The following is an 18,884-nucleotide window of genomic DNA, read 5'->3' as shown; positions in this document are numbered from 1 at the left end:
ACCCCACTGACAGCCGACGCCGCCCGAGAGCATGGCAGGGGCGGACCGTCCGGGCACACCCGACGGCCCTGCGGTCACGGGTCGAGGAGCGCGACGAGGCCCGGCACCCCCCGAGGGGTGCCGGGCCTCGTCGGAGAGCCGGAGAGATGGTGAGCCAGGAGTCTCAGAGGCCCGCGGCCTTGCGCAGCTCCTCGACGCGGTCCGTGCGCTCCCAGGTGAAATCGGGCAGCTCGCGGCCGAAGTGACCGTACGCGGCGGTCTGGCCGTAGATCGGGCGCAGCAGGTCGAGGTCGCGGATGATGGCGGCCGGGCGGAGGTCGAAGACCTCGTCGATGGCCTTCTCGATCCGGTCGGTGTCGACCTTGGCGGTGCCGAAGGTCTCGACGAACAGACCGACGGGCTCGGCCTTGCCGATCGCGTACGCCACCTGGACCTCGCAGCGGGAGGCGAGGCCCGCCGCGACGACGTTCTTGGCGACCCAGCGCATCGCGTACGCGGCGGAGCGGTCGACCTTGGACGGGTCCTTGCCGGAGAAGGCGCCGCCGCCGTGGCGGGCCATACCGCCGTACGTGTCGATGATGATCTTGCGGCCGGTGAGGCCGGCGTCGCCCATCGGGCCGCCGATCTCGAAGCGGCCGGTCGGGTTGACCAGCAGGCGGTAGCCCTCGGTGTCCAGCTTGATGCCGTCGTCCAGGAGGGCCTTCAGCTCGGGCTCCACCACGAACTCGCGGATGTCCGGGGCGAGGAGGGACTCCAGGTCGATGTCGCTGGCGTGCTGGGAGGAGACGACGACCGTGTCCAGACGGACCGCCTTGTCACCGTCGTACTCGATGGTGACCTGGGTCTTGCCGTCGGGACGGAGGTAGGGGATGGTGCCGTTCTTGCGGACCTCGGAGAGGCGCTTCGACAGGCGGTGCGCCAGGAAGATCGGCAGCGGCATCAGCGTCGGCGTCTCGTCCGAGGCGTAGCCGAACATCAGGCCCTGATCGCCCGCACCCTGCTTGTCCAGCTCGTCGCCTTCTTCACCTGTGGCGGCACCCTCGACCCGCGACTCGTACGCCGTGTCCACACCCTGCGCGATGTCCGGGGACTGCGCTCCGATCGACACCGACACACCGCAGGAAGCGCCGTCGAAGCCCTTCTTCGACGAGTCGTAGCCGATGTCCAGGATGGTGTCGCGCACCAGCTGGGCGATCGGCGCGTACGCCTTGGTCGTGACCTCGCCGGCCACGTGCACCAGGCCGGTCGTGATGAGCGTCTCCACTGCGACACGGGACGTGGGGTCCTCGCGCAGGAGCGCATCGAGAATGGCATCGCTGATCTGGTCAGCGATCTTGTCGGGGTGACCCTCGGTCACTGACTCCGAGGTGAACAGACGACGGGACACAACGCTCCCTGGGGTTGCAGCGGCTGCTGGCTGATCATTGGCGGACGTGCTCGGGGGCTGCGCCCGGCGTCGTCCGAGAACAGTTTATCGGTCGGGCTCGGCCACCGGCCCACCTGTCTCGCCTCTCGGGAGCCCTGTGACCTGCGGCACGTGCATTCTGCCCAATGGCCGTCGCTGTCCGCCAGGGTCGCCACGCCCGAATGTGCGTGGTTCGAGTGAGGCCTGACGCGAATACCACTGTCACCCGAGTCTGCTCACCACCAGGTCCCACACCGTTTCGGCCAGGGCTTCCTTGGGGCCGTAGGGCACCGGTGTCTCGCTTCCGTCGGCTCCCAGCACCACGGCCTCGTTCTCCTCGGAGCCGAACGTCTTGCGCTCCCCCACCTCGTTCACCACCAGCAGATCGCACCCCTTGCGGGCCAGTTTGGCGCGGCCGTTGGCGAGGACGTCGTCGGTCTCGGCCGCGAAGCCGACGATCATCTGGCCGGGGCGCGAACGGTCTGCGGAGATCTCCGCGAGGATGTCCGGATTACGCACCAGGACGATGGGCTCGGGTTCCTGGCCGTCCCTCTTCTTGATCTTGCCGGTGGCGTAGGTCTCGGGGCGGAAGTCCGCCACGGCGGCCGCCATCACCACGACGTCCGCGTCCGGAGCCGCCTTGAGCACCGCCTCGCGCAGCTGGACCGCCGTACCGATCCGCACGACGTCCACGCCGGCGGGGTCCGGGAGTCCGGTGTTGCCCTCGATCAGCGTGACCCGGGCGCCACGCGCCGCGGCCGTACGGGCGAGGGCGTACCCCTGCTTGCCGGAGGAACGGTTGCCGAGGAAGCGGACGGGGTCGAGGGGCTCTCGGGTGCCGCCGGCGGTCACCACGACGTGCCGGCCGACGAGATCCGGCTCCGTGACGCCCCGCGCCAGCACCCGGCGGCACACCTCGAAGATCTCCGCGGGGTCCGGCAGCCGGCCCTTGCCGGTGTCGACGCCGGTGAGCCTGCCCACGGCGGGGTCGATGACGAGGGCGCCCCGGCGGCGGAGCGTCGCCACGTTCTCCTGGGTGGCCGGGTGTTCCCACATCTCGGTGTGCATCGCGGGTGCGAAGACGACCGGACAGCGAGCGGTGAGAAGGGTGTTGGTGAGGAGGTCGTCGGCGAGGCCATGGGCGGCCTTGGCCAGCATGTCGGCGGTCGCCGGGGCGACCACGACCAGATCGGCCTCCTGCCCGATGCGTACGTGCGGCACCTCGTGGACGCTCTCCCAGACCTCGGTGGAGACCGGGTTGCCGGAGAGCGCGGACCAGGTGGCGGCGCCGACGAAGTGCAGCGCCGAGTCGGTCGGCACGACCCGTACGTCATGACCGGACTCGGTCAGTCGGCGCAGCAGCTCGCACGCCTTGTAGGCGGCGATCCCACCGCTGACCCCCAGAACGACCTTCGGCTTGCCCACCGGGCCTCCCCGCACTCGGATGTGTACGCCTCTGCGTGACGCCTCAATGACACACCACAGGCCCGACAGTCGCTCCCCCAGCTAACGCTGGGAGGTGCCCCCTGCCGGGCCTGTGGAAAAACCTACTGCGATCTGCCGATATGACTTACGCGGGGCCCTCGACGGCCTCGGACGTCAGCAGACCCGCGTTGATCTCGCGCAGGGCGATCGAGAGCGGCTTCTCGTGGACGTGGGTGTCGACGAGGGGACCGACGTACTCGAGGAGGCCCTCGCCGAGCTGCGAGTAGTACGCGTTGATCTGGCGGGCACGCTTGGCCGCGTAGATCACGAGGCTGTACTTCGAGTCGGTGGCCTCGAGGAGCTCGTCGATCGGCGGGTTGATGATGCCCTCGGGCGCGGAGATGGAAGAGGACACGCTCTACCTTCCGATGGATGGGAAAAGACCGGTCGTGATCACAGAAAACGGACAGACGCCGTGATCACACAACATCCATCAAGGCTAGCAGCTCGCGGGCCACGTCCTCGACGGAGGTGTTGACCAGGGTGACGTCGAACTCCGGCTCGGCCGCAAGCTCGATCTTGGCCGCCTCCAGACGGCGTTCGATCACCTCGGGCGGCTCGGTGCCCCGCCCGGTGAGCCTGCGCACCAGTTCCTCCCAGGAGGGAGGCGCCAGGAAGACCAGCTGGGCGTCCGGCATGGTCTCGCGGACCTGCCGTGCGCCCTGGAGGTCGATCTCCAGCAGGACGGGCTCGCCCCGCTCCAGGCGTTCGAGCACGGCGGCCCGGGGAGTGCCGTAGCGGTTACCGGCGAACTCGGCCCACTCCAGCAGCTCGCCGTTGGCGATCAGCTTGTCCATCTCGTCGTCGGTGACGAAGAAGTAGTGGACTCCGTGCTGTTCACCGGGGCGTGGCTTGCGGGTCGTCGCCGACACCGAGAGCCAGACCTCGGGGTGCGCCTTGCGCATATGGGCGACGACCGTGCTCTTGCCGACCCCGGAGGGGCCGGAGAGCACGGTCAGCCGCGGACGTACGTCCGGGGGCTCGGGGGTCGTCCCCCGGAATGTTGCAGCCATGCAGCGATTATTCCAGCAATCCCGGAGTGCCCGGGACTGCCTTCCCGTCAGAGGGCGGGATCAGGAACCGGTGCTGCCGAACTCACGCTCCAGGGAAGCGATCTGGTTGGAACCGAGGCCGCGTACACGACGGCTCTCGGAGATGCCGAGTCGCTCCATGATCTGCTTGGCGCGGACCTTGCCCACGCCCGGCAGGGACTCGAGCAGGGCGGAGACCTTCATCTTGCCGATGACGTCGTTCTCCTGGCCCTGCTTGATGACCTCGTGCAGGGAGGCGCCGGAGTGCTTGAGTCGATTCTTGACCTCGGCCCGCTCCCGGCGAGCCGCGGCGGCCTTTTCGAGCGCGGCTGCGCGCTGTTCAGGGGTAAGGGGCGGAAGAGCCACGCCTACGTCACCTCGGATGTCGAACTGTCGGATACGGACCGGTGAGGAACCTAGTCGCCCCACACCTGGGGTGCCACGAGCAACACGCTCGCCCGTTCACCCTGCTCGGAGACTAGCGGCCAACTCCGCCAGAGTCAGCGAGAACAGCGGAAAAGTCCTGGTCAGCCTCCCTGGAGTCGGACATAACCGGCATATCGCCCCGGATTTGAGAATGTATTCAGACTCAAGGCGTCCGGTAACCGACCCTCAGGCACTCATCGGAGGTCTCGGGCGACCGACGTCGCGGTGCGGATCTCGTCCGCGAAACGATCCGCGGCGTCACGCAGCGCGACGACGTCGCGACCGTGACGAAGGACACCCCGACTGACGTTCGGCACCACATCGCGCACGACGGCACCGAAGACCGCCGGAAGATCGGCCGGTGTGGCGCCCTGGGCACCGATCCCGGGCGCGAGGAGAGGTCCGTTGATGTTCAGGTCGTACGACGAGAGGTCACCCAGCGTGGCGCCGACGACGGCGCCGAAGGACCCCAGGGGCTCCTCCCCCGCGTTCTCGGCCGCCAGGTGCGCCAGCATGGTCGCACCGACGTCGCGGCCGTCCGGGCGCACCGCGTGCTGCACCTCGCCGCCCTCCGGATTGGAGGTGAGCGCCAGCACGAACAGTCCGGCCCCGTTCTCGCGCGCCAGGTCCACGGCGGGCTTCAGCGAGCCGTAGCCCAGGTAGGGGGAGACCGTCAGCGCGTCCGAGAAGAGGGGCGCGTCCTTGTGCAGAAAGGTCTCGGCGTACGCGCTCATCGTGGAGCCGATGTCGCCGCGCTTGGCATCCATGACGACCAGCGCGCCGGCCGCCCGCGCCTCCGCGACGGACTTCTCCAGGACGGCGATGCCGCGCGACCCGAAGCGCTCGAAGAACGCGCTCTGCGGCTTGAGGACGGCCACCCGGTCGGCCAGCGCCTCGACGACGGTGCGGCTGAAGTGCTCCAGGCCCGCGACGTCGTCGTTCAGGCCCCAGTCGGCGAGCAGGGAGGCGTGCGGGTCGATGCCGACGCAGAGCGGCCCGCGCTCGTCCATGGCTCGGCGCAGGCGTGCGCCGAAGGGCTCGGTCATACCGTCTTCCTCACGTCGGCGCCGACGGCGTCGGCGAGGGTGGCGTAGGGGCTCGTGCGCAGGCGGGCCGCGAGGCCCTTGTGCAGGGCGCGCGACCAGAGGGGCCCCTCGTAGATGAAGGCGCTGTAGCCCTGGACCAGGGTGGCGCCCGCCAGGATGCGCTGCCAGGCGTCCTCGGCGTTCTCGATGCCGCCGACGCCCACCAGGGTGATCCGGTCGCCCACGCGCGCGTAGAGGCGGCGCAGGACCGCCAGGGAGCGGGCCTTGAGGGGGGCGCCGGAGAGACCGCCCGTCTCCTTCACGAGGGACGGTTCGGAGGTGAGACCGAGTCCCTCGCGCGCGATGGTGGTGTTCGTGGCGATGATCCCGTCCAGGCCCAGCTCCACGGCGAGGTCGGCGACGGCGTCGATGTCCTCGTCGGCGAGGTCCGGCGCGATCTTCACCAGCAGCGGCACGTGCCGGGTGCGGACCGTGCGGTCGGCGGCCTCACGGACGGCCGTCAGCAGGGGCCGCAGCGCCTCGGTGGCCTGGAGGTCGCGCAGACCGGGCGTGTTGGGCGAGGAGACGTTGACGACGAGGTAGTCGGCGTACGGGGCGAGGCGCTCGGCGGACTTCACGTAGTCCCCGACGGCCTCCTCGTCCGGGACGGCCTTCGTCTTGCCGATGTTGACGCCGACGACCGTCCTGAAGACGGGCGTACGGGAGGCCAGGCGGGCGGCGACGGCGAGGGAGCCCTCGTTGTTGAAGCCCATGCGGTTGATGAGCGCGCGGTCGGCGACCAGGCGGAACAGCCGCTTCTTGGGGTTGCCGGGCTGGCCCTCGCCCGTCACCGTGCCGATCTCGACGTGGTCGAAGCCGAGCATCGACATCCCGTCGACGGCGATCGCGTTCTTGTCGAAGCCGGCGGCGAGTCCGAAGGGGCCGTGCATCCGCAGCCCGAAGGCCTCCGTGCGCAGTTCCTCGTAGCGGGGCGCGAGGGCCGCCGCCAGGAAGGTGCGCAGCACGGGGACGCGGACGGCGAGACGGATCCAGCGGAAGGCCAGGTGGTGGGCCTCCTCCGGGTCCATCCGTGTGAAGACCAGGCGGAAGAAGAGCTTGTACATGGTGGTGTCCTCACGAAGAGGGGGACACCGTTTCCGGTGTCCCCCTCTTCGGCTGCTAGTCGCGGGCCGCGGTCAGGTGTCGGGCGTGTTCCTGGAGCGAGCGCACGCCCACGTCGCCGTGGTTGAGCGCGTCGATGCCCTGGACGGCTGCCGCGAGGGCCTGCACGGTCGTCAGACACGGCACGGAGCGGGCCACGGCGGCCGTACGGATGTCGTAGCCGTCGAGGCGGCCACCGGTGCCGTAGGGGGTGTTGACGATGAGGTCGACCTCGCCCTCGTGGATGAGCTGGACGATCGTCTTCTCGCCGTTCGGGCCGGTGCCCTCGGACTGCTTGCGTACGACGGTGGCGTTGATGCCGTTGCGCTTGAGGACCTCGGCCGTGCCGGACGTGGCGAGCAGTTCGAAGCCGTGGGCGACCAGCTCGCGCGCCGGGAAGATCATCGAACGCTTGTCGCGGTTGGCGACCGAGATGAAGGCGCGGCCCTTGGTGGGCAGCGGCCCGTACGCGCCGGCCTGCGACTTGGCGTACGCCGTGCCGAAGACCGAGTCGATGCCCATGACCTCGCCGGTGGAGCGCATCTCCGGGCCGAGGATCGTGTCGACGCCGCGCCCGTGGATGTCGCGGAAGCGCGACCACGGCATGACGGCCTCCTTGACGGAGATCGGCGCGTCGAGCGGCAGTTCACCGCCGTCGCCGTTGGCCGGCAGCAGCCCCTCCGCCCGCAGCTCGGCGATGGTCGCGCCCAGCGAGATCCGGGCGGCGGCCTTGGCCAGCGGCACCGCGGTCGCCTTCGAGGTGAAGGGGACGGTGCGGGAGGCGCGCGGGTTGGCCTCCAGGACGTAGAGGATGTCCCCGGCCATCGCGAACTGGATGTTGATCAGTCCGCGCACGCCGACGCCCGTGGCGATGGCCTCGGTGGAGGCGCGCAGGCGCTTGATGTCGAAGCCGCCGAGGGTGATCGGGGGCAGGGCGCACGCCGAGTCACCGGAGTGGATCCCGGCCTCCTCGATGTGCTCCATGACGCCGCCGAGGTAGAGCTCGTGGCCGTCGTACAGGGCGTCCACGTCGATCTCGATGGCGTCGTCGAGGAAGCGGTCGACGAGCACCGGCCGGGAAGGGCTGATCTCGGTCGACTCGGCGATGTACGACTCCAGCCGGGCCTCGTCGTAGACGATCTCCATGCCGCGTCCGCCGAGCACGTAGGACGGGCGGACGAGGACCGGGTAGCCGATCTCGTCGGCGATGGCCTTGGCGCCCGCGAAGGTGGTCGCGGTGCCGTGCTTGGGCGCGGGGAGGCCGGCCTCGGCGAGGACGCGACCGAAGGCGCCGCGGTCCTCGGCGGCGTGGATGGCCTCCGGGGAGGTGCCCACCACAGGCACGCCGTTGTCCTTGAGCGCCTGTGACAGGCCCAGCGGGGTCTGGCCGCCCAGCTGGACCACGACGCCCGCGATCGGCCCGGCCAGCGACTCGGCGTGGACGATCTCCAGCACGTCCTCCAGCGTCAGCGGCTCGAAGTACAGCCGGTCGGAGGTGTCGTAGTCCGTGGAGACGGTCTCCGGGTTGCAGTTGACCATCACGGTCTCGTAGCCCGCGTCGCTCAGCGCGAAGGAGGCGTGGACGCAGGAGTAGTCGAACTCGATGCCCTGGCCGATGCGGTTCGGGCCCGAGCCGAGGATGATCACGGCCGGCTTCTCGCGCGGGGCGACCTCCGACTCCTCGTCGTAGGAGGAGTAGAAGTACGGCGTCTTCGCGGCGAACTCGGCGGCGCAGGTGTCGACCGTCTTGTAGACCGGGCGTACGCCCAGCGCGTGCCGGACCTCGCGCACGACGTCCTCGCGCAGGTTCCGGATCTCGCCGATCTGCTGGTCGGAGAAGCCGTGCCGCTTGGCCTCGGCGAGCAGCTCGGGATCGAGCTTGTCTGCGGCGGCCAGCTCGTCCGCGATCTCCTTGATGAGGAAGAGCTGGTCGACGAACCACGGGTCGATCTTGGTCGACTCGAAGACCTCCTCGGGCGTGGCGCCCGCGCGGATGGCCTGCATGACGGTGTTGATGCGGCCGTCGGTGGGCCGGACGGCCTCTTCGAGGAGGACGGCCTTGTCGCCGGGCTCGCCGACGAAGGTGAACTGGCTGCCCTTCTTCTCCAGCGACCGCAGCGCCTTCTGCAGCGCCTCGGTGAAGTTGCGGCCGATCGCCATGGCCTCACCGACCGACTTCATGGTGGTGGTCAGGGAGGAGTCGGCGGACGGGAACTTCTCGAAGGCGAACCGCGGCGCCTTGACGACGACGTAGTCGAGCGTCGGCTCGAAGGAGGCCGGGGTCTGCTCGGTGATGTCGTTCGGGATCTCGTCGAGCGTGTAGCCGACGGCCAGCTTGGCGGCGATCTTGGCGATGGGGAAGCCGGTCGCCTTGGAGGCCAGCGCCGAGGAGCGCGACACGCGCGGGTTCATCTCGATGACGATGACCCGGCCGTCCTCGGGGTTCACCGCGAACTGGATGTTGCAGCCGCCGGTGTCGACGCCGACCTCGCGGATGACCGCGATGCCGATGTCCCGCAGGATCTGGTACTCGCGGTCGGTGAGGGTCATCGAGGGCGCGACGGTGATCGAGTCGCCGGTGTGGACGCCCATGGGGTCGAAGTTCTCGATGGAGCAGACGACCACGACGTTGTCGTGCTTGTCGCGCATCAGCTCCAACTCGTACTCCTTCCAGCCGAGGATGGACTCCTCCAGGAGCACCTCGGTGGTCGGGGAGAGCGTCAGGCCCTGACCGGCGATGCGGCGCAGTTCCTCCTCGTCGTGGGCGAAGCCGGAGCCGGCGCCGCCCATGGTGAAGGAGGGACGGACCACTACGGGGTAGCCGCCGAGTGTCTCGACGCCGTTCAGCACGTCGTCCATGGAGTGGCAGATGACCGAGCGGGCGGACTCGCCGTGCCCGATCTTGGCGCGGACGGCCTCGACGACCTCCTTGAAGAGGTCGCGGTCCTCGCCCTTGTTGATGGCCTCGACGTTGGCGCCGATCAGCTCGACGCCGTACTTCTCCAGCGTCCCGGCCTCGTGCAGCGAGATGGCCGTGTTGAGGGCCGTCTGACCGCCGAGGGTGGGCAGGAGGGTGTCGGGGCGCTCCTTGGCGATGATCTTCTCGACGAACTCCGGGGTGATCGGCTCGACGTACGTGGCGTCGGCGATCTCCGGGTCGGTCATGATCGTCGCCGGGTTGGAGTTGACCAGGATGACGCGCAGGCCCTCGGCCTTGAGGACGCGGCACGCCTGGGTGCCGGAGTAGTCGAACTCGGCGGCCTGGCCGATGACGATCGGGCCGGAGCCGATGACCAGGACGGACTGGATATCGGTGCGCTTAGGCACGCTGGCCCTCCATCAGGGATACGAAGCGGTCGAACAGGTAGGCGGCGTCGTGCGGGCCCGCTGCCGCTTCGGGGTGGTACTGGACGCTGAAGGCCGGCCGGTCGAGGAGCTGGAGCCCCTCCACGACGTTGTCGTTGAGACAGACGTGCGAGACCTCGGCGCGGCCGTAGGGGGTGTCGGAGACCTGGTCGAGCGGGGCGTCGACGGCGAAGCCGTGGTTGTGCGCGGTGACCTCGACCTTGCCGGTCGTACGGTCCTGCACCGGCTGGTTGATGCCCCGGTGGCCGTACTTCAGCTTGTAGGTGCCGAAGCCGAGCGCGCGGCCCAGGATCTGGTTGCCGAAACAGATGCCGAAGAGCGGGGTGGAGCGCTCCAGGACCGCCTGCATGACGGACACGGGGTGGTCGGCGGTGGCCGGGTCGCCCGGACCGTTGGAGAAGAACACACCGTCGGGGTTCACGGCGTACACGTCGTCGACCGTCGCCGTGGCGGGCAGGACGTGCACCTCGATGCCGCGCTCGGCCATGCGGTGCGGGGTCATGCCCTTGATGCCGAGGTCGACGGCGGCGACGGTGAACTTCTTGGTGCCGATCGCGGGGACGACGTACGTCTCCTTGGTGGCGACCTCGGCGGAGAGGTTCGCGCCCTTCATCTCGGGGGCCTCGCGGACCTCGGTGAGCATGACGCCCGCGTCGGGCAGCGCGTTGCCGGAGAAGATGCCGACGCGCATGGCGCCGCGCTCACGGAGGTGACGGGTGAGGGCGCGGGTGTCGATGCCGGAGATGCCGACGACGCCCTGGGCGCGCAGCTCGTCGTCCAGGGAGCGCCGGGAGCGCCAGTTGGAGGGCACGCGCGCGGGGTCGCGGACGACGTATCCGGAGACCCAGATCTTCTTCGACTCGGGGTCCTCGTCGTTGACGCCGGTGTTGCCGACGTGCGGGGCGGTCATGACGACGACCTGGCGGTGGTACGACGGGTCGGTGAGGGTCTCCTGGTAGCCGGTCATCCCGGTGGAGAACACGGCCTCGCCGAAGGTCACCCCCACGGCCCCGTAGGCACGGCCGCGGAACATCCGGCCGTCCTCCAGGACGAGTACGGCGGGAAGCGCCCCCTTCCTCTGCGAGGCGTTCCCCTGAGTGGAGGTCGTCATCGTGCGCCTTCCGTTTCCGTCTTGTTGATCATCTGGTTCAGGGTCTCGACCCACTCGTTGTGCTCGGCCGCGCGGTCGGAGCGGAACCCGGAGTCGAGCAGCTTGCCGCCGTGCTCCCAGGTGACGACCAGCAGGCCGCCCTCGGTGAGGACCTTGCCGGCGATGCCCTTGTCGAGCCGGGCCTCGCGGAGGGCGTCGACCGGGACGAAGAAGTCCGTCGCCCCCGGGCGTACGACGTCCAGGCCCGCCTCCGTCAGCGTCAGCTCGACCCGGCTGCGGGTGCCCAGGCCGTGCGCCACGATGCGGTCGAGCCACTGCCCGGCGGTGGTGGAGCCGTGGTAGCGGCCGCTCATGCTCAGTCTGGCCTCGCCCGGCTCGTCCGGCGCGGTGAGCAGCTCCGGAAGATCGCTCTGGAGCGTGCCGCGCCACTTCCAGCCCTCACGCATCAGCCAGTAGACGAGCGCGACGAAGAGGGCGAGTCCGACGACCCAGCCGATGCGCGCGGCCCAGTCGGTGACCTGGGCCGATTCCTTCTCGGCGGCCAGCAGAATTACAGGTGTCACGTGAGCTTCCCGTCGACGAGCGTGGCCTTGCCCCGCAGCCACGTGTGCGTGACACGGCCCGGCAGCTCGCGGCCCTCGTAGGGGGTGTTGCGGCTGCGCGAGGCGAAGCCCGCGGGATCCACCGACCCACGGTATGCCGTGTCGACGAGCGTGAGGTTGGCGGGCTCACCTGCCGAGACGGGGCGTCCATGACCGGCGGCCCGCCCGATCTTCGCGGGCTTGAACGACATACGGTCCGCGACGCCCGCCCAGTCGAGCAGACCGGTGGTGACCATCGTCTCCTGGACCACCGACAGCGCGGTCTCCAGGCCGACCATGCCCATGGCGGCCGCGCCCCACTCGCAGTCCTTGTCCTCGTGGGGGTGCGGGGCGTGGTCGGTGGCGACGATGTCGATCGTGCCGTCGGCGAGCGCCTCGCGCAGGGCCAGCACGTCGCGCTCGGTGCGCAGCGGCGGATTGACCTTGTAGACCGGGTTGTAGGTGCGCACCAGTTCGTCGGTGAGCAGGAGGTGGTGCGGGGTGACCTCGGCGGTCACGTCGATGCCGCGGGACTTGGCCCAGCGGACGATCTCGACGGACCCGGCGGTCGAGAGGTGGCAGATGTGGACGCGGGAGCCGACGTGCTCGGCGAGCAGGACGTCCCGGGCGATGATCGATTCCTCGGCCACCGCGGGCCAGCCGCCGAGGCCCAGCTCCGCGGAGACGACGCCCTCGTTCATCTGGGCGCCCTCGGTCAGCCGCGGCTCCTGCGCGTGCTGGGCGACGACCCCGCCGAAGGCCTTCACGTACTCCAGGGCGCGCCGCATCATCACCGCGTCGTCGACGCACTTGCCGTCGTCCGAGAAGACGGTGACACCGGCGGCCGACTCGTGCATCGCGCCCAGCTCGGCGAGCTTCTTGCCCTCCAGGCCGACGGTGACGGCGCCGATGGGCTGCACGTCGCAGTAGCCGTGCTCCTGGCCGAGCCGGTAGACCTGCTCGACCACACCGGCGGTGTCGGCGACGGGGAAGGTGTTGGCCATGGCGAAGACGGCCGTGTAGCCGCCGGAGGCCGCGGCGCGCGTGCCGGTGAGCACGGTCTCGGAGTCCTCGCGGCCGGGCTCGCGCAGATGGGTGTGCAGGTCGACGAGGCCCGGCAGGAGCACCTTGCCGTCGGCCTCGACGACCAGGGCGTCCTCGTCGGAGAGTCCGGCACCGACCTGCGCGATGATCTCGCCGTCGATCAGGACGTCCTGCGGCTCGCCGCCCAGCACCTTCGCGCCGCGGATCAGGATCTTGCTCATGGTCTTACTTCTCCTCGGGGGTGCGGGCGTGGGCGACGGCGGGCTCGTTGCCGCCGAGCAGCAGATACAGCACGGCCATGCGGATGGAGACGCCGTTGGCGACCTGCTCGACGACGGTGCAGCGGTCGGAGTCGGCGACCTCTGCGGTGATCTCCATGCCGCGGACCATCGGGCCGGGGTGCATCACGATGGCGTGCTCGGGCATCCGCGCCATGCGGTCGCCGTCGAGGCCGTAGCGCCGTGAGTACTCGCGCTCGGTGGGGAAGAACGCGGCGTTCATCCGCTCGCGCTGCACGCGCAGCATCATCACCGCGTCGGACTTGGCGAGCGTGCTGTCGAGGTCGTAGGAGACCTCGCAGGGCCAGGTCTCGACGCCGACCGGGACCAGGGTGGGCGGGGCGACGAGGGTGACCTCGGCGCCGAGGGTGTGCAGCAGGTCGACGTTGGAGCGGGCGACCCGGCTGTGCAGGACGTCGCCGACGATCGTGATGCGCCTGCCGGAGAGGTCCTGGCCGAGCCCGGCGTCCCGGCCGACGAGCCGGCGGCGCATGGTGAAGGCGTCGAGCAGGGCCTGGGTGGGGTGCTGGTGGGTGCCGTCGCCCGCGTTGATCACGGCGGCGTCGATCCAGCCGGAGGTCGCCAGGCGGTACGGGGCCCCCGAGGCGCCGTGCCGGATGACGACGGCGTCCACGCCCATGGCCTCCAGCGTCTGGGCGGTGTCCTTCAGGGACTCGCCCTTGGAGACGCTCGACCCCTTGGCGGTGAAGTTGATGACGTCCGCGGAGAGGCGCTTCTCGGCGGCCTCGAAGGAGATCCGGGTGCGGGTGGAGTCCTCGAAGAAGAGGTTGACGATCGTGCGGCCGCGCAGGGTCGGCAGTTTCTTGATCGGCCGGTCGGCGACCCGGGCCATCTCCTCGGCGGTGTCGAGGATCAGGACGGCGTCGTCACGGGTGAGGTCGGCGGCCGAGATGAGATGACGCTGCATCTTTCAGGCTCCGTAAGGCAGTTCGGGAGATTACGGGCAGTCAGGAGCATCGCGGGGGGACGTACGGCGCGGGGCCGCACGCGCGCGTGCTACTGCTGGGCGGTCCGCTTCGCACCGAGCAGGACGGTGTCCCGACCGTCTTCCTCGGCGAGCTGGACCTTGACCGTCTCCCGCAGCGACGTGGGGAGGTTCTTGCCGACGTAGTCGGCGCGGATGGGCAGTTCGCGGTGGCCCCGGTCGACGAGGACCGCGAGCTGGACGGCGCGCGGGCGGCCGATGTCGTTCAGCGCGTCGAGCGCCGCGCGGATCGTGCGGCCGGAGAAGAGCACGTCGTCGACGAGGACGACCAGACGGCCGTCGATGCCGTCACCGGGGATCTCGGTGCGGGCCAGCGCACGCGGCGGGTGCATGCGCAGGTCGTCGCGGTACATGGTGATGTCGAGCGAGCCGACCGGGATCTTGCGGTCGGTGATCTCCGCGAGCTTGGCGGCGAGCCGCTGGGCGAGGAAGACGCCCCGGGTCGGAATGCCGAGGAGCACCACGTCGTCGGCGCCCTTGGCGCGTTCGACGATCTCGTGGGCGATGCGGGTCAGTACGCGCGCGATGTCGGGGCCTTCGAGAACGGGCCTCGCATCGGACGACTGCGCGTCCTGGGGCAGGTGCTGCGGGTCGTGCGTGTCCATAGGAAACGGACCTCCTTCTCCGCCTCACGGGACGGACCTTAAAGGACGTCGGATTTGCGCCGTCAACGCTATCAGGCCCCGCAACGCCCCTGATCACCCCCCTGGCCCAACGGAACGCGGTTACCACGGAAGAGTCGGTCCGGACCATCCGGCTTGACGGGGCAGAGTCACGCTGCGTAACCTCACAGTGAGTCACCAGCCTTCGTCCGGGGAGCTATATGTCCAGCGAATACGCCAAACAGCTCGGGGCCAAGCTCCGGGCCATCCGCACCCAGCAGGGCCTTTCCCTCCACGGTGTCGAGGAGAAGTCCCAGGGACGCTGGAAGGCGGTCGTGGTCGGTTCGTACGAGCGCGGCGACCGCGCCGTCACCGTGCAGCGCCTCGCGGAGCTGGCGGACTTCTACGGGGTCCCCGTGCAGGAGCTGCTTCCTGGTACGACCCCTGGTGGCGCCGCCGAGCCGCCGCCGAAGCTGGTTCTCGACCTTGAGCGCCTGGCCCATGTGCCGGCCGAGAAGGCGGGCCCGCTGCAGCGTTACGCGGCGACGATCCAGTCCCAGCGCGGTGACTACAACGGCAAGGTGCTCTCGATCCGCCAGGACGACCTGCGCACACTCGCCGTCATCTACGACCAGTCCCCCTCGGTCCTCACCGAGCAGCTGATCAGCTGGGGTGTCCTCGACGCGGATGCGCGCCGAGCGGTCTCCCACGAGGACGCCTGACACCTCGCGCAACACCCAGCAGAAACGTGCCGCCGGGGTGACCCGAACCCATGGGTTCGGGTCACCCCGGCGGTTTTTTCAGCTTGTGGTCCGGCGCATGGTCGCAGAGGAGCGGGACAGCGCCCCGAAAGGAGCGCGGGGAACTGCGCGACCAGCCACGGGCCACCCGCGGCCGGCTGCGCACAGTACCCCCGGTGGCGCTTCCCGCCCGGCCGTCCTCTACTCGGCTTCCCGGCGGAGCGAGGGCTTGAGGTCCTTCAACCGACCGAGCAGCCCGTTCACGAACGACGGCGAGTCGTCCGTGGAGAACTCCTTCGCCAGCTGCACCATCTCGTCCAGCACCACCGCGTCCGGAGTGGCGTCGACCCAGATCAGCTCGTACGCGCCGAGCCGCAGGATGTTGCGGTCCACCACCGGCATCCGGTCGAGCGTCCACCCCACCGAGTACTGCGCGATCAACTCGTCGATCCGCTTGGCGCGCTCGGCGTACCCCTCGACCAGCTGCATGGTGTACTCGCTGACCGGCGGCTGACGGTTGTCGTTGTGGGCGTGCCTGATCCAGTCCGCGAGGACGGTCACGACGTCGACCCCGCGCTGGTCGCCCTCGAAGAGGATCTGGAAGGCGCGCTTGCGGGCCGTGTTACGGGCAGCCACGGTTAGCTGTTCACCCGGCCGAGGTAGTCGCTCGTACGGGTGTCGACCTTGATCTTCTCGCCGGTGGTGATGAAGAGCGGCACCTGGATCTGGTGGCCGGTCTCCAGGATGGCGGGCTTGGTGCCACCGGTGGAGCGGTCGCCCTGGACGCCCGGCTCGGTCTCCTGGATGACGAGCTCGACGGCGGCCGGCAGCTCGACGAAGAGCACCTCGCCCTCGTGCTGCGCGACGGTGGCGGTGAAGCCCTCGATCAGGAAGTTGGCGGCGTCGCCGACGGCCTTGCGGTCGACCATGAGCTGGTCGTAGGTCTCCATGTCCATGAAGACGAAGTACTCGCCGTCCATGTAGGAGAACTGCATGTCGCGCTTGTCGACAGTGGCCGTCTCGACCTTGACGCCGGCGTTGAACGTCTTGTCGACGACCTTGCCGGAGAGCACGTTCTTGAGCTTGGTGCGCACGAAGGCCGGGCCCTTGCCGGGCTTGACGTGCTGGAACTCGACGACGGACCAGAGCTGGCCGCCTTCGAGCTTGAGCACCAGGCCGTTCTTGAGGTCGTTCGTGGAAGCCACGGTTGCGGAATCTCCTGGACTGACGTGGACGACCCCGGGCCACGCGCCCAGCCGATGAGCTAGAGCGCGAGCAGCTCCTTGGTCGTGATGGTGAGTAGCTCGGGTCCGCCGTCCGCCTCGGGGCGTACGACGAGCGTGTCATCGATCCGGACTCCGCCCCGGCCCGGGAGGTGGACCCCCGGTTCGACGGTGACCGGCACGCAAGCGTCCAGTTTACCCATGGCCGCGGGGGCGAACTGCGGGTCCTCGTCGATTTCGAGTCCGACCCCGTGCCCCATCAGCACCGGGAGGCCCTCACCGTGCCCCGCGGAGTCCAGGACCTGGCGGGCCGCGCGGTCCACGGCGCGGTAGGCCGCACCGGGTACCAGTGACTCCCGTCCGGCCCGCTGGGCTGCGAAGACCAGGTCGTACAGCTCGATCTGCCAGTCGGCGGGCGAGGTGCCGATCACGAACGTACGGCCGATCTCGCAGCGGTAGCCGCGATAGGTCGCGCCGAGACAGACGGAGAGGAAGTCGCCCTCCTCGACCCGGCGGTCGGTGGGGACGTGACGGGGACGGCCGGAGTTCGGGCCGGTGGCGACGGAGGTCGCGAACGCGGGGCCGTCCGCGCCGTGGTCGACGAGGCGGCGCTCCAGTTCGAGGGCGAGATGGCGCTCGGTGCGGCCGACGAGGATCGATTCGAGGAGTTCGCCCAGGGCTTGGTCGGCGATCTCCGCGCCGATCCGCAGACAGGAGATCTCCTCCTCGTCCTTGACCACTCTGAGCTGCTCGACCGCGCCGCCGAGGTCGGCCAGCCGCAGCCGGGGCGCGACCGAGCGGATCGCCCGGTGGCGGCCCACGGTGAGGTGGTGTTCCTCCACGGCGAGCGAGTCGACGCCGAGCTCCGTGGCCAGATCGGCGGCGGCGACCGCCGGGTCGCCACCGGGACTCGGCAGTACCTGGACGCGTACGGCCTCGTCGGGCCGACCCTCGCCGATCTCACCTCTCGGGGGCGCCCCGCAGACAAGGATGTCCTCGCCCCGGCCCAGCAGGAGGACGGCTCCCTCGGGTGCCGCGCCCGCCAGATACCGGATGTTGGCCGGGCGCGTGACGAGTGCGGTGGCACTGCCGCCGGCCTGGCAGCGTTCTCTCAGCCGGGCTCGACGGGCCGCGTAGACCTCAGACATGTGCCGAGCGTATGAGTTTCGCCGGGTGGCCGCCGGTCGAGCGGGGCCGACTGGGGGCACCGTGCCGGGTACGGGGGTACGGGAAGGGGACGTCTGCCGTCCGCGAGCCGGTGGGGGCTCGTCACGCAGTCCCCCGCGCCCCTTCGGGGCCGGCTCAGCCCAGCCGGCTCACCAAGACCGTCGCCGCTGCTCGTCTACCACTTCGGGGGGCTCGCGATCGACCGTGCCAGGACCTCGTCCAGGACCCTCGCCGTGGCCGGGACATCGAGCTGGGAGTTGTCGATGATCGGGAGGCCCGAGCCGTACCAGCCCGCCATCCGGCCGTGGATGCGGGCGACCTCTTCGTCGGTGAGACGGCGGTTGCCCGAGCGCTCCGCGTTGCGTTCGAGGACAATCTCCAGGCCCGGCAGGAGGACCACGGGCAGCAGGCCGGGACCTACGTGCCGCTTCCAGCCGCCGAGGCCGACGACCGGGCGGTCGGGGAAGACGGCGTCGTCGAGGATGCAGGAGATGCCGTTGGCCAGGAAGTTCCTGGCGGAGAAGCCACAGGTGCGGCGGGCGAGACGATACTGCGCCTCGGAGTTGTCGTTCCACCCGGACTGCGGGTCCGCGAAGCCCGAACGCACCCACTCGCGTACGTCGTCCAGGCTGATGTGCGCGGTGGGCACCCGGCGGTGGTCCGCCCAGTACTTGGCGACGCTGGTCTTGCCCGCCCCGGCGGGCCCGATGAGCAGGACGGCGAGCGTGGTGGTCGTGACGTCGGGGGCACCGGTGGCGGGCGGCGGCATGGTCACGGGGCCGCCCGGGGGCAGTTGCACGTGTCCGGTGGTGTCCCTCGGCATCCCGGTCTGCTGCGGGGCGGAGGGGTGCGGGTGCCCCGGGCTGCCGGCGAAGCCCGGCGCGGGCGGCGCCGAGCCGGGAGGGGCGGGTGGGGGCGCCGAGACGGGCGGCGCGGCAGGCGTGGGCGGGGCCGCCGGTGCGGGCGGGGGCGGCGGTACGGGGCCCGGGTGCGTGCCCGGGGGCACCGGGTGGCCCGCACCGGGGTGCCCCGGCGGGTGCGCGCCCGGCGCTCCCGGGTGCGGGGGTGCCGGGTGTCCCGGGTGGTTCGCGGTCGGCGACCACGGGGCCGCCGGGTCCTGCCCCGGCTGATGGGGCGGCGGCAGCGGAGCTCCCACTGCGTGCTGCATCCGGTGCCACTCCGTCTCGTACAGTCACATGGACACTGGCGAGCGGGGTCTCGCGACCCCGCCCT

General features: G+C 70.2%; 18 protein-coding genes. 1 reads left to right on the top strand and 17 read right to left on the bottom strand.

Annotated elements, in window-relative coordinates:
- Nucleotides 1–163: 163 nt before the first annotated feature.
- The 13 genes from metK to pyrR all read right to left on the bottom strand — a co-directional run bounded on the left by metK (nucleotide 164) and on the right by pyrR (nucleotide 14,524).
- Nucleotides 164–1,387: a methionine adenosyltransferase gene (gene metK / locus K1J60_RS37050; RefSeq protein ID WP_220650022.1), complete on the bottom strand. Its 1,224-nt coding sequence runs from the start codon at nucleotides 1,385–1,387 to the stop codon at nucleotides 164–166.
- 240 nt (nucleotides 1,388–1,627) lie between these two features.
- Nucleotides 1,628–2,830, bottom strand: a complete 1,203-nt coding sequence (gene coaBC, locus K1J60_RS37045; RefSeq protein WP_220650021.1) for a bifunctional phosphopantothenoylcysteine decarboxylase/phosphopantothenate--cysteine ligase CoaBC — start codon at nucleotides 2,828–2,830, stop codon at nucleotides 1,628–1,630.
- A gap of 145 nt (nucleotides 2,831–2,975) precedes the next feature.
- Complete coding sequence (rpoZ, locus tag K1J60_RS37040; RefSeq protein ID WP_005485492.1) at nucleotides 2,976–3,245, bottom strand: DNA-directed RNA polymerase subunit omega; 270 nt, start codon at nucleotides 3,243–3,245, stop codon at nucleotides 2,976–2,978.
- A gap of 64 nt (nucleotides 3,246–3,309) precedes the next feature.
- Nucleotides 3,310–3,903, bottom strand: a complete 594-nt coding sequence (gmk, locus tag K1J60_RS37035; RefSeq protein ID WP_220650020.1) for a guanylate kinase — start codon at nucleotides 3,901–3,903, stop codon at nucleotides 3,310–3,312.
- 60 nt (nucleotides 3,904–3,963) lie between these two features.
- Nucleotides 3,964–4,287 carry an integration host factor gene (locus tag K1J60_RS37030; RefSeq protein WP_003977346.1) on the bottom strand — a complete coding sequence of 108 codons (324 nt, stop codon included), beginning with the start codon at nucleotides 4,285–4,287 and terminating at the stop codon, nucleotides 3,964–3,966.
- Nucleotides 4,288–4,541: 254 nt separating this feature from the next.
- Nucleotides 4,542–5,393 (bottom strand): orotidine-5'-phosphate decarboxylase, encoded by an 852-nt coding sequence (gene pyrF / locus K1J60_RS37025; RefSeq protein WP_220650019.1) that lies wholly within the window; start codon nucleotides 5,391–5,393, stop codon nucleotides 4,542–4,544.
- On the bottom strand, nucleotides 5,390–6,496 hold the full coding sequence (locus tag K1J60_RS37020) for a quinone-dependent dihydroorotate dehydrogenase (protein ID WP_220650018.1): 1,107 nt from the start codon (nucleotides 6,494–6,496) through the stop codon (nucleotides 5,390–5,392). Before K1J60_RS37020 ends, pyrF begins: the two co-directional genes overlap by 4 nt.
- Nucleotides 6,497–6,551: 55 nt before the next feature.
- Nucleotides 6,552–9,860 (bottom strand): carbamoyl-phosphate synthase large subunit, encoded by a 3,309-nt coding sequence (gene carB / locus K1J60_RS37015; RefSeq protein WP_220650017.1) that lies wholly within the window; start codon nucleotides 9,858–9,860, stop codon nucleotides 6,552–6,554.
- The gene (carA, locus tag K1J60_RS37010) at nucleotides 9,853–11,010 is read right to left on the bottom strand and encodes a glutamine-hydrolyzing carbamoyl-phosphate synthase small subunit (RefSeq protein ID WP_220650016.1); all 1,158 of its coding nucleotides are present in this window, start codon (nucleotides 11,008–11,010) and stop codon (nucleotides 9,853–9,855) included. The genes carB and carA overlap by 8 nt, the downstream gene beginning before the upstream one ends.
- On the bottom strand, nucleotides 11,007–11,573 hold the full coding sequence (locus K1J60_RS37005) for a PH-like domain-containing protein (protein ID WP_220650015.1): 567 nt from the start codon (nucleotides 11,571–11,573) through the stop codon (nucleotides 11,007–11,009). The genes carA and K1J60_RS37005 overlap by 4 nt, the downstream gene beginning before the upstream one ends.
- Complete coding sequence (locus K1J60_RS37000) at nucleotides 11,570–12,856, bottom strand: dihydroorotase (protein ID WP_220650014.1); 1,287 nt, start codon at nucleotides 12,854–12,856, stop codon at nucleotides 11,570–11,572. Before K1J60_RS37000 ends, K1J60_RS37005 begins: the two co-directional genes overlap by 4 nt.
- A gap of 4 nt (nucleotides 12,857–12,860) precedes the next feature.
- Nucleotides 12,861–13,841, bottom strand: coding sequence for an aspartate carbamoyltransferase catalytic subunit (locus tag K1J60_RS36995; protein WP_220650013.1), 981 nt, complete (start codon nucleotides 13,839–13,841; stop codon nucleotides 12,861–12,863).
- 89 nt (nucleotides 13,842–13,930) lie between these two features.
- Nucleotides 13,931–14,524, bottom strand: coding sequence for a bifunctional pyr operon transcriptional regulator/uracil phosphoribosyltransferase PyrR (pyrR, locus tag K1J60_RS36990; protein WP_033532564.1), 594 nt, complete (start codon nucleotides 14,522–14,524; stop codon nucleotides 13,931–13,933).
- 218 nt (nucleotides 14,525–14,742) lie between these two features.
- Here pyrR and bldD point away from each other — a divergent pair, with 218 nt between their 5' ends.
- Nucleotides 14,743–15,243 carry a transcriptional regulator BldD gene (gene bldD, locus K1J60_RS36985; protein WP_027751102.1) on the top strand — a complete coding sequence of 167 codons (501 nt, stop codon included), beginning with the start codon at nucleotides 14,743–14,745 and terminating at the stop codon, nucleotides 15,241–15,243.
- Nucleotides 15,244–15,462: 219 nt separating this feature from the next.
- Here the strand turns inward: bldD and nusB are convergent, their stop codons facing one another.
- The 4 genes from nusB to K1J60_RS36965 form a co-directional block, all read right to left on the bottom strand.
- Entirely contained in the window at nucleotides 15,463–15,897 is a 435-nt protein-coding gene (nusB, locus tag K1J60_RS36980; RefSeq protein WP_220650012.1) for a transcription antitermination factor NusB, read from the bottom strand.
- 2 nt (nucleotides 15,898–15,899) lie between these two features.
- Entirely contained in the window at nucleotides 15,900–16,466 is a 567-nt protein-coding gene (gene efp / locus K1J60_RS36975; protein ID WP_220650011.1) for an elongation factor P, read from the bottom strand.
- Between the two features lie 59 nt (nucleotides 16,467–16,525).
- Nucleotides 16,526–17,632, bottom strand: coding sequence for an aminopeptidase P family protein (locus tag K1J60_RS36970; RefSeq protein WP_220650010.1), 1,107 nt, complete (start codon nucleotides 17,630–17,632; stop codon nucleotides 16,526–16,528).
- Nucleotides 17,633–17,826: 194 nt separating this feature from the next.
- The gene (locus K1J60_RS36965; protein WP_220650009.1) at nucleotides 17,827–18,819 is read right to left on the bottom strand and encodes an ATP-binding protein; all 993 of its coding nucleotides are present in this window, start codon (nucleotides 18,817–18,819) and stop codon (nucleotides 17,827–17,829) included.
- Nucleotides 18,820–18,884 lie beyond the last annotated feature (65 nt).

Source organism: Streptomyces akebiae, assembly GCF_019599145.1.
Taxonomy (GTDB): Bacteria; Actinomycetota; Actinomycetes; order Streptomycetales; family Streptomycetaceae; genus Streptomyces; species Streptomyces akebiae.
This window is presented reverse-complemented; position numbering and strand designations above follow the sequence as displayed.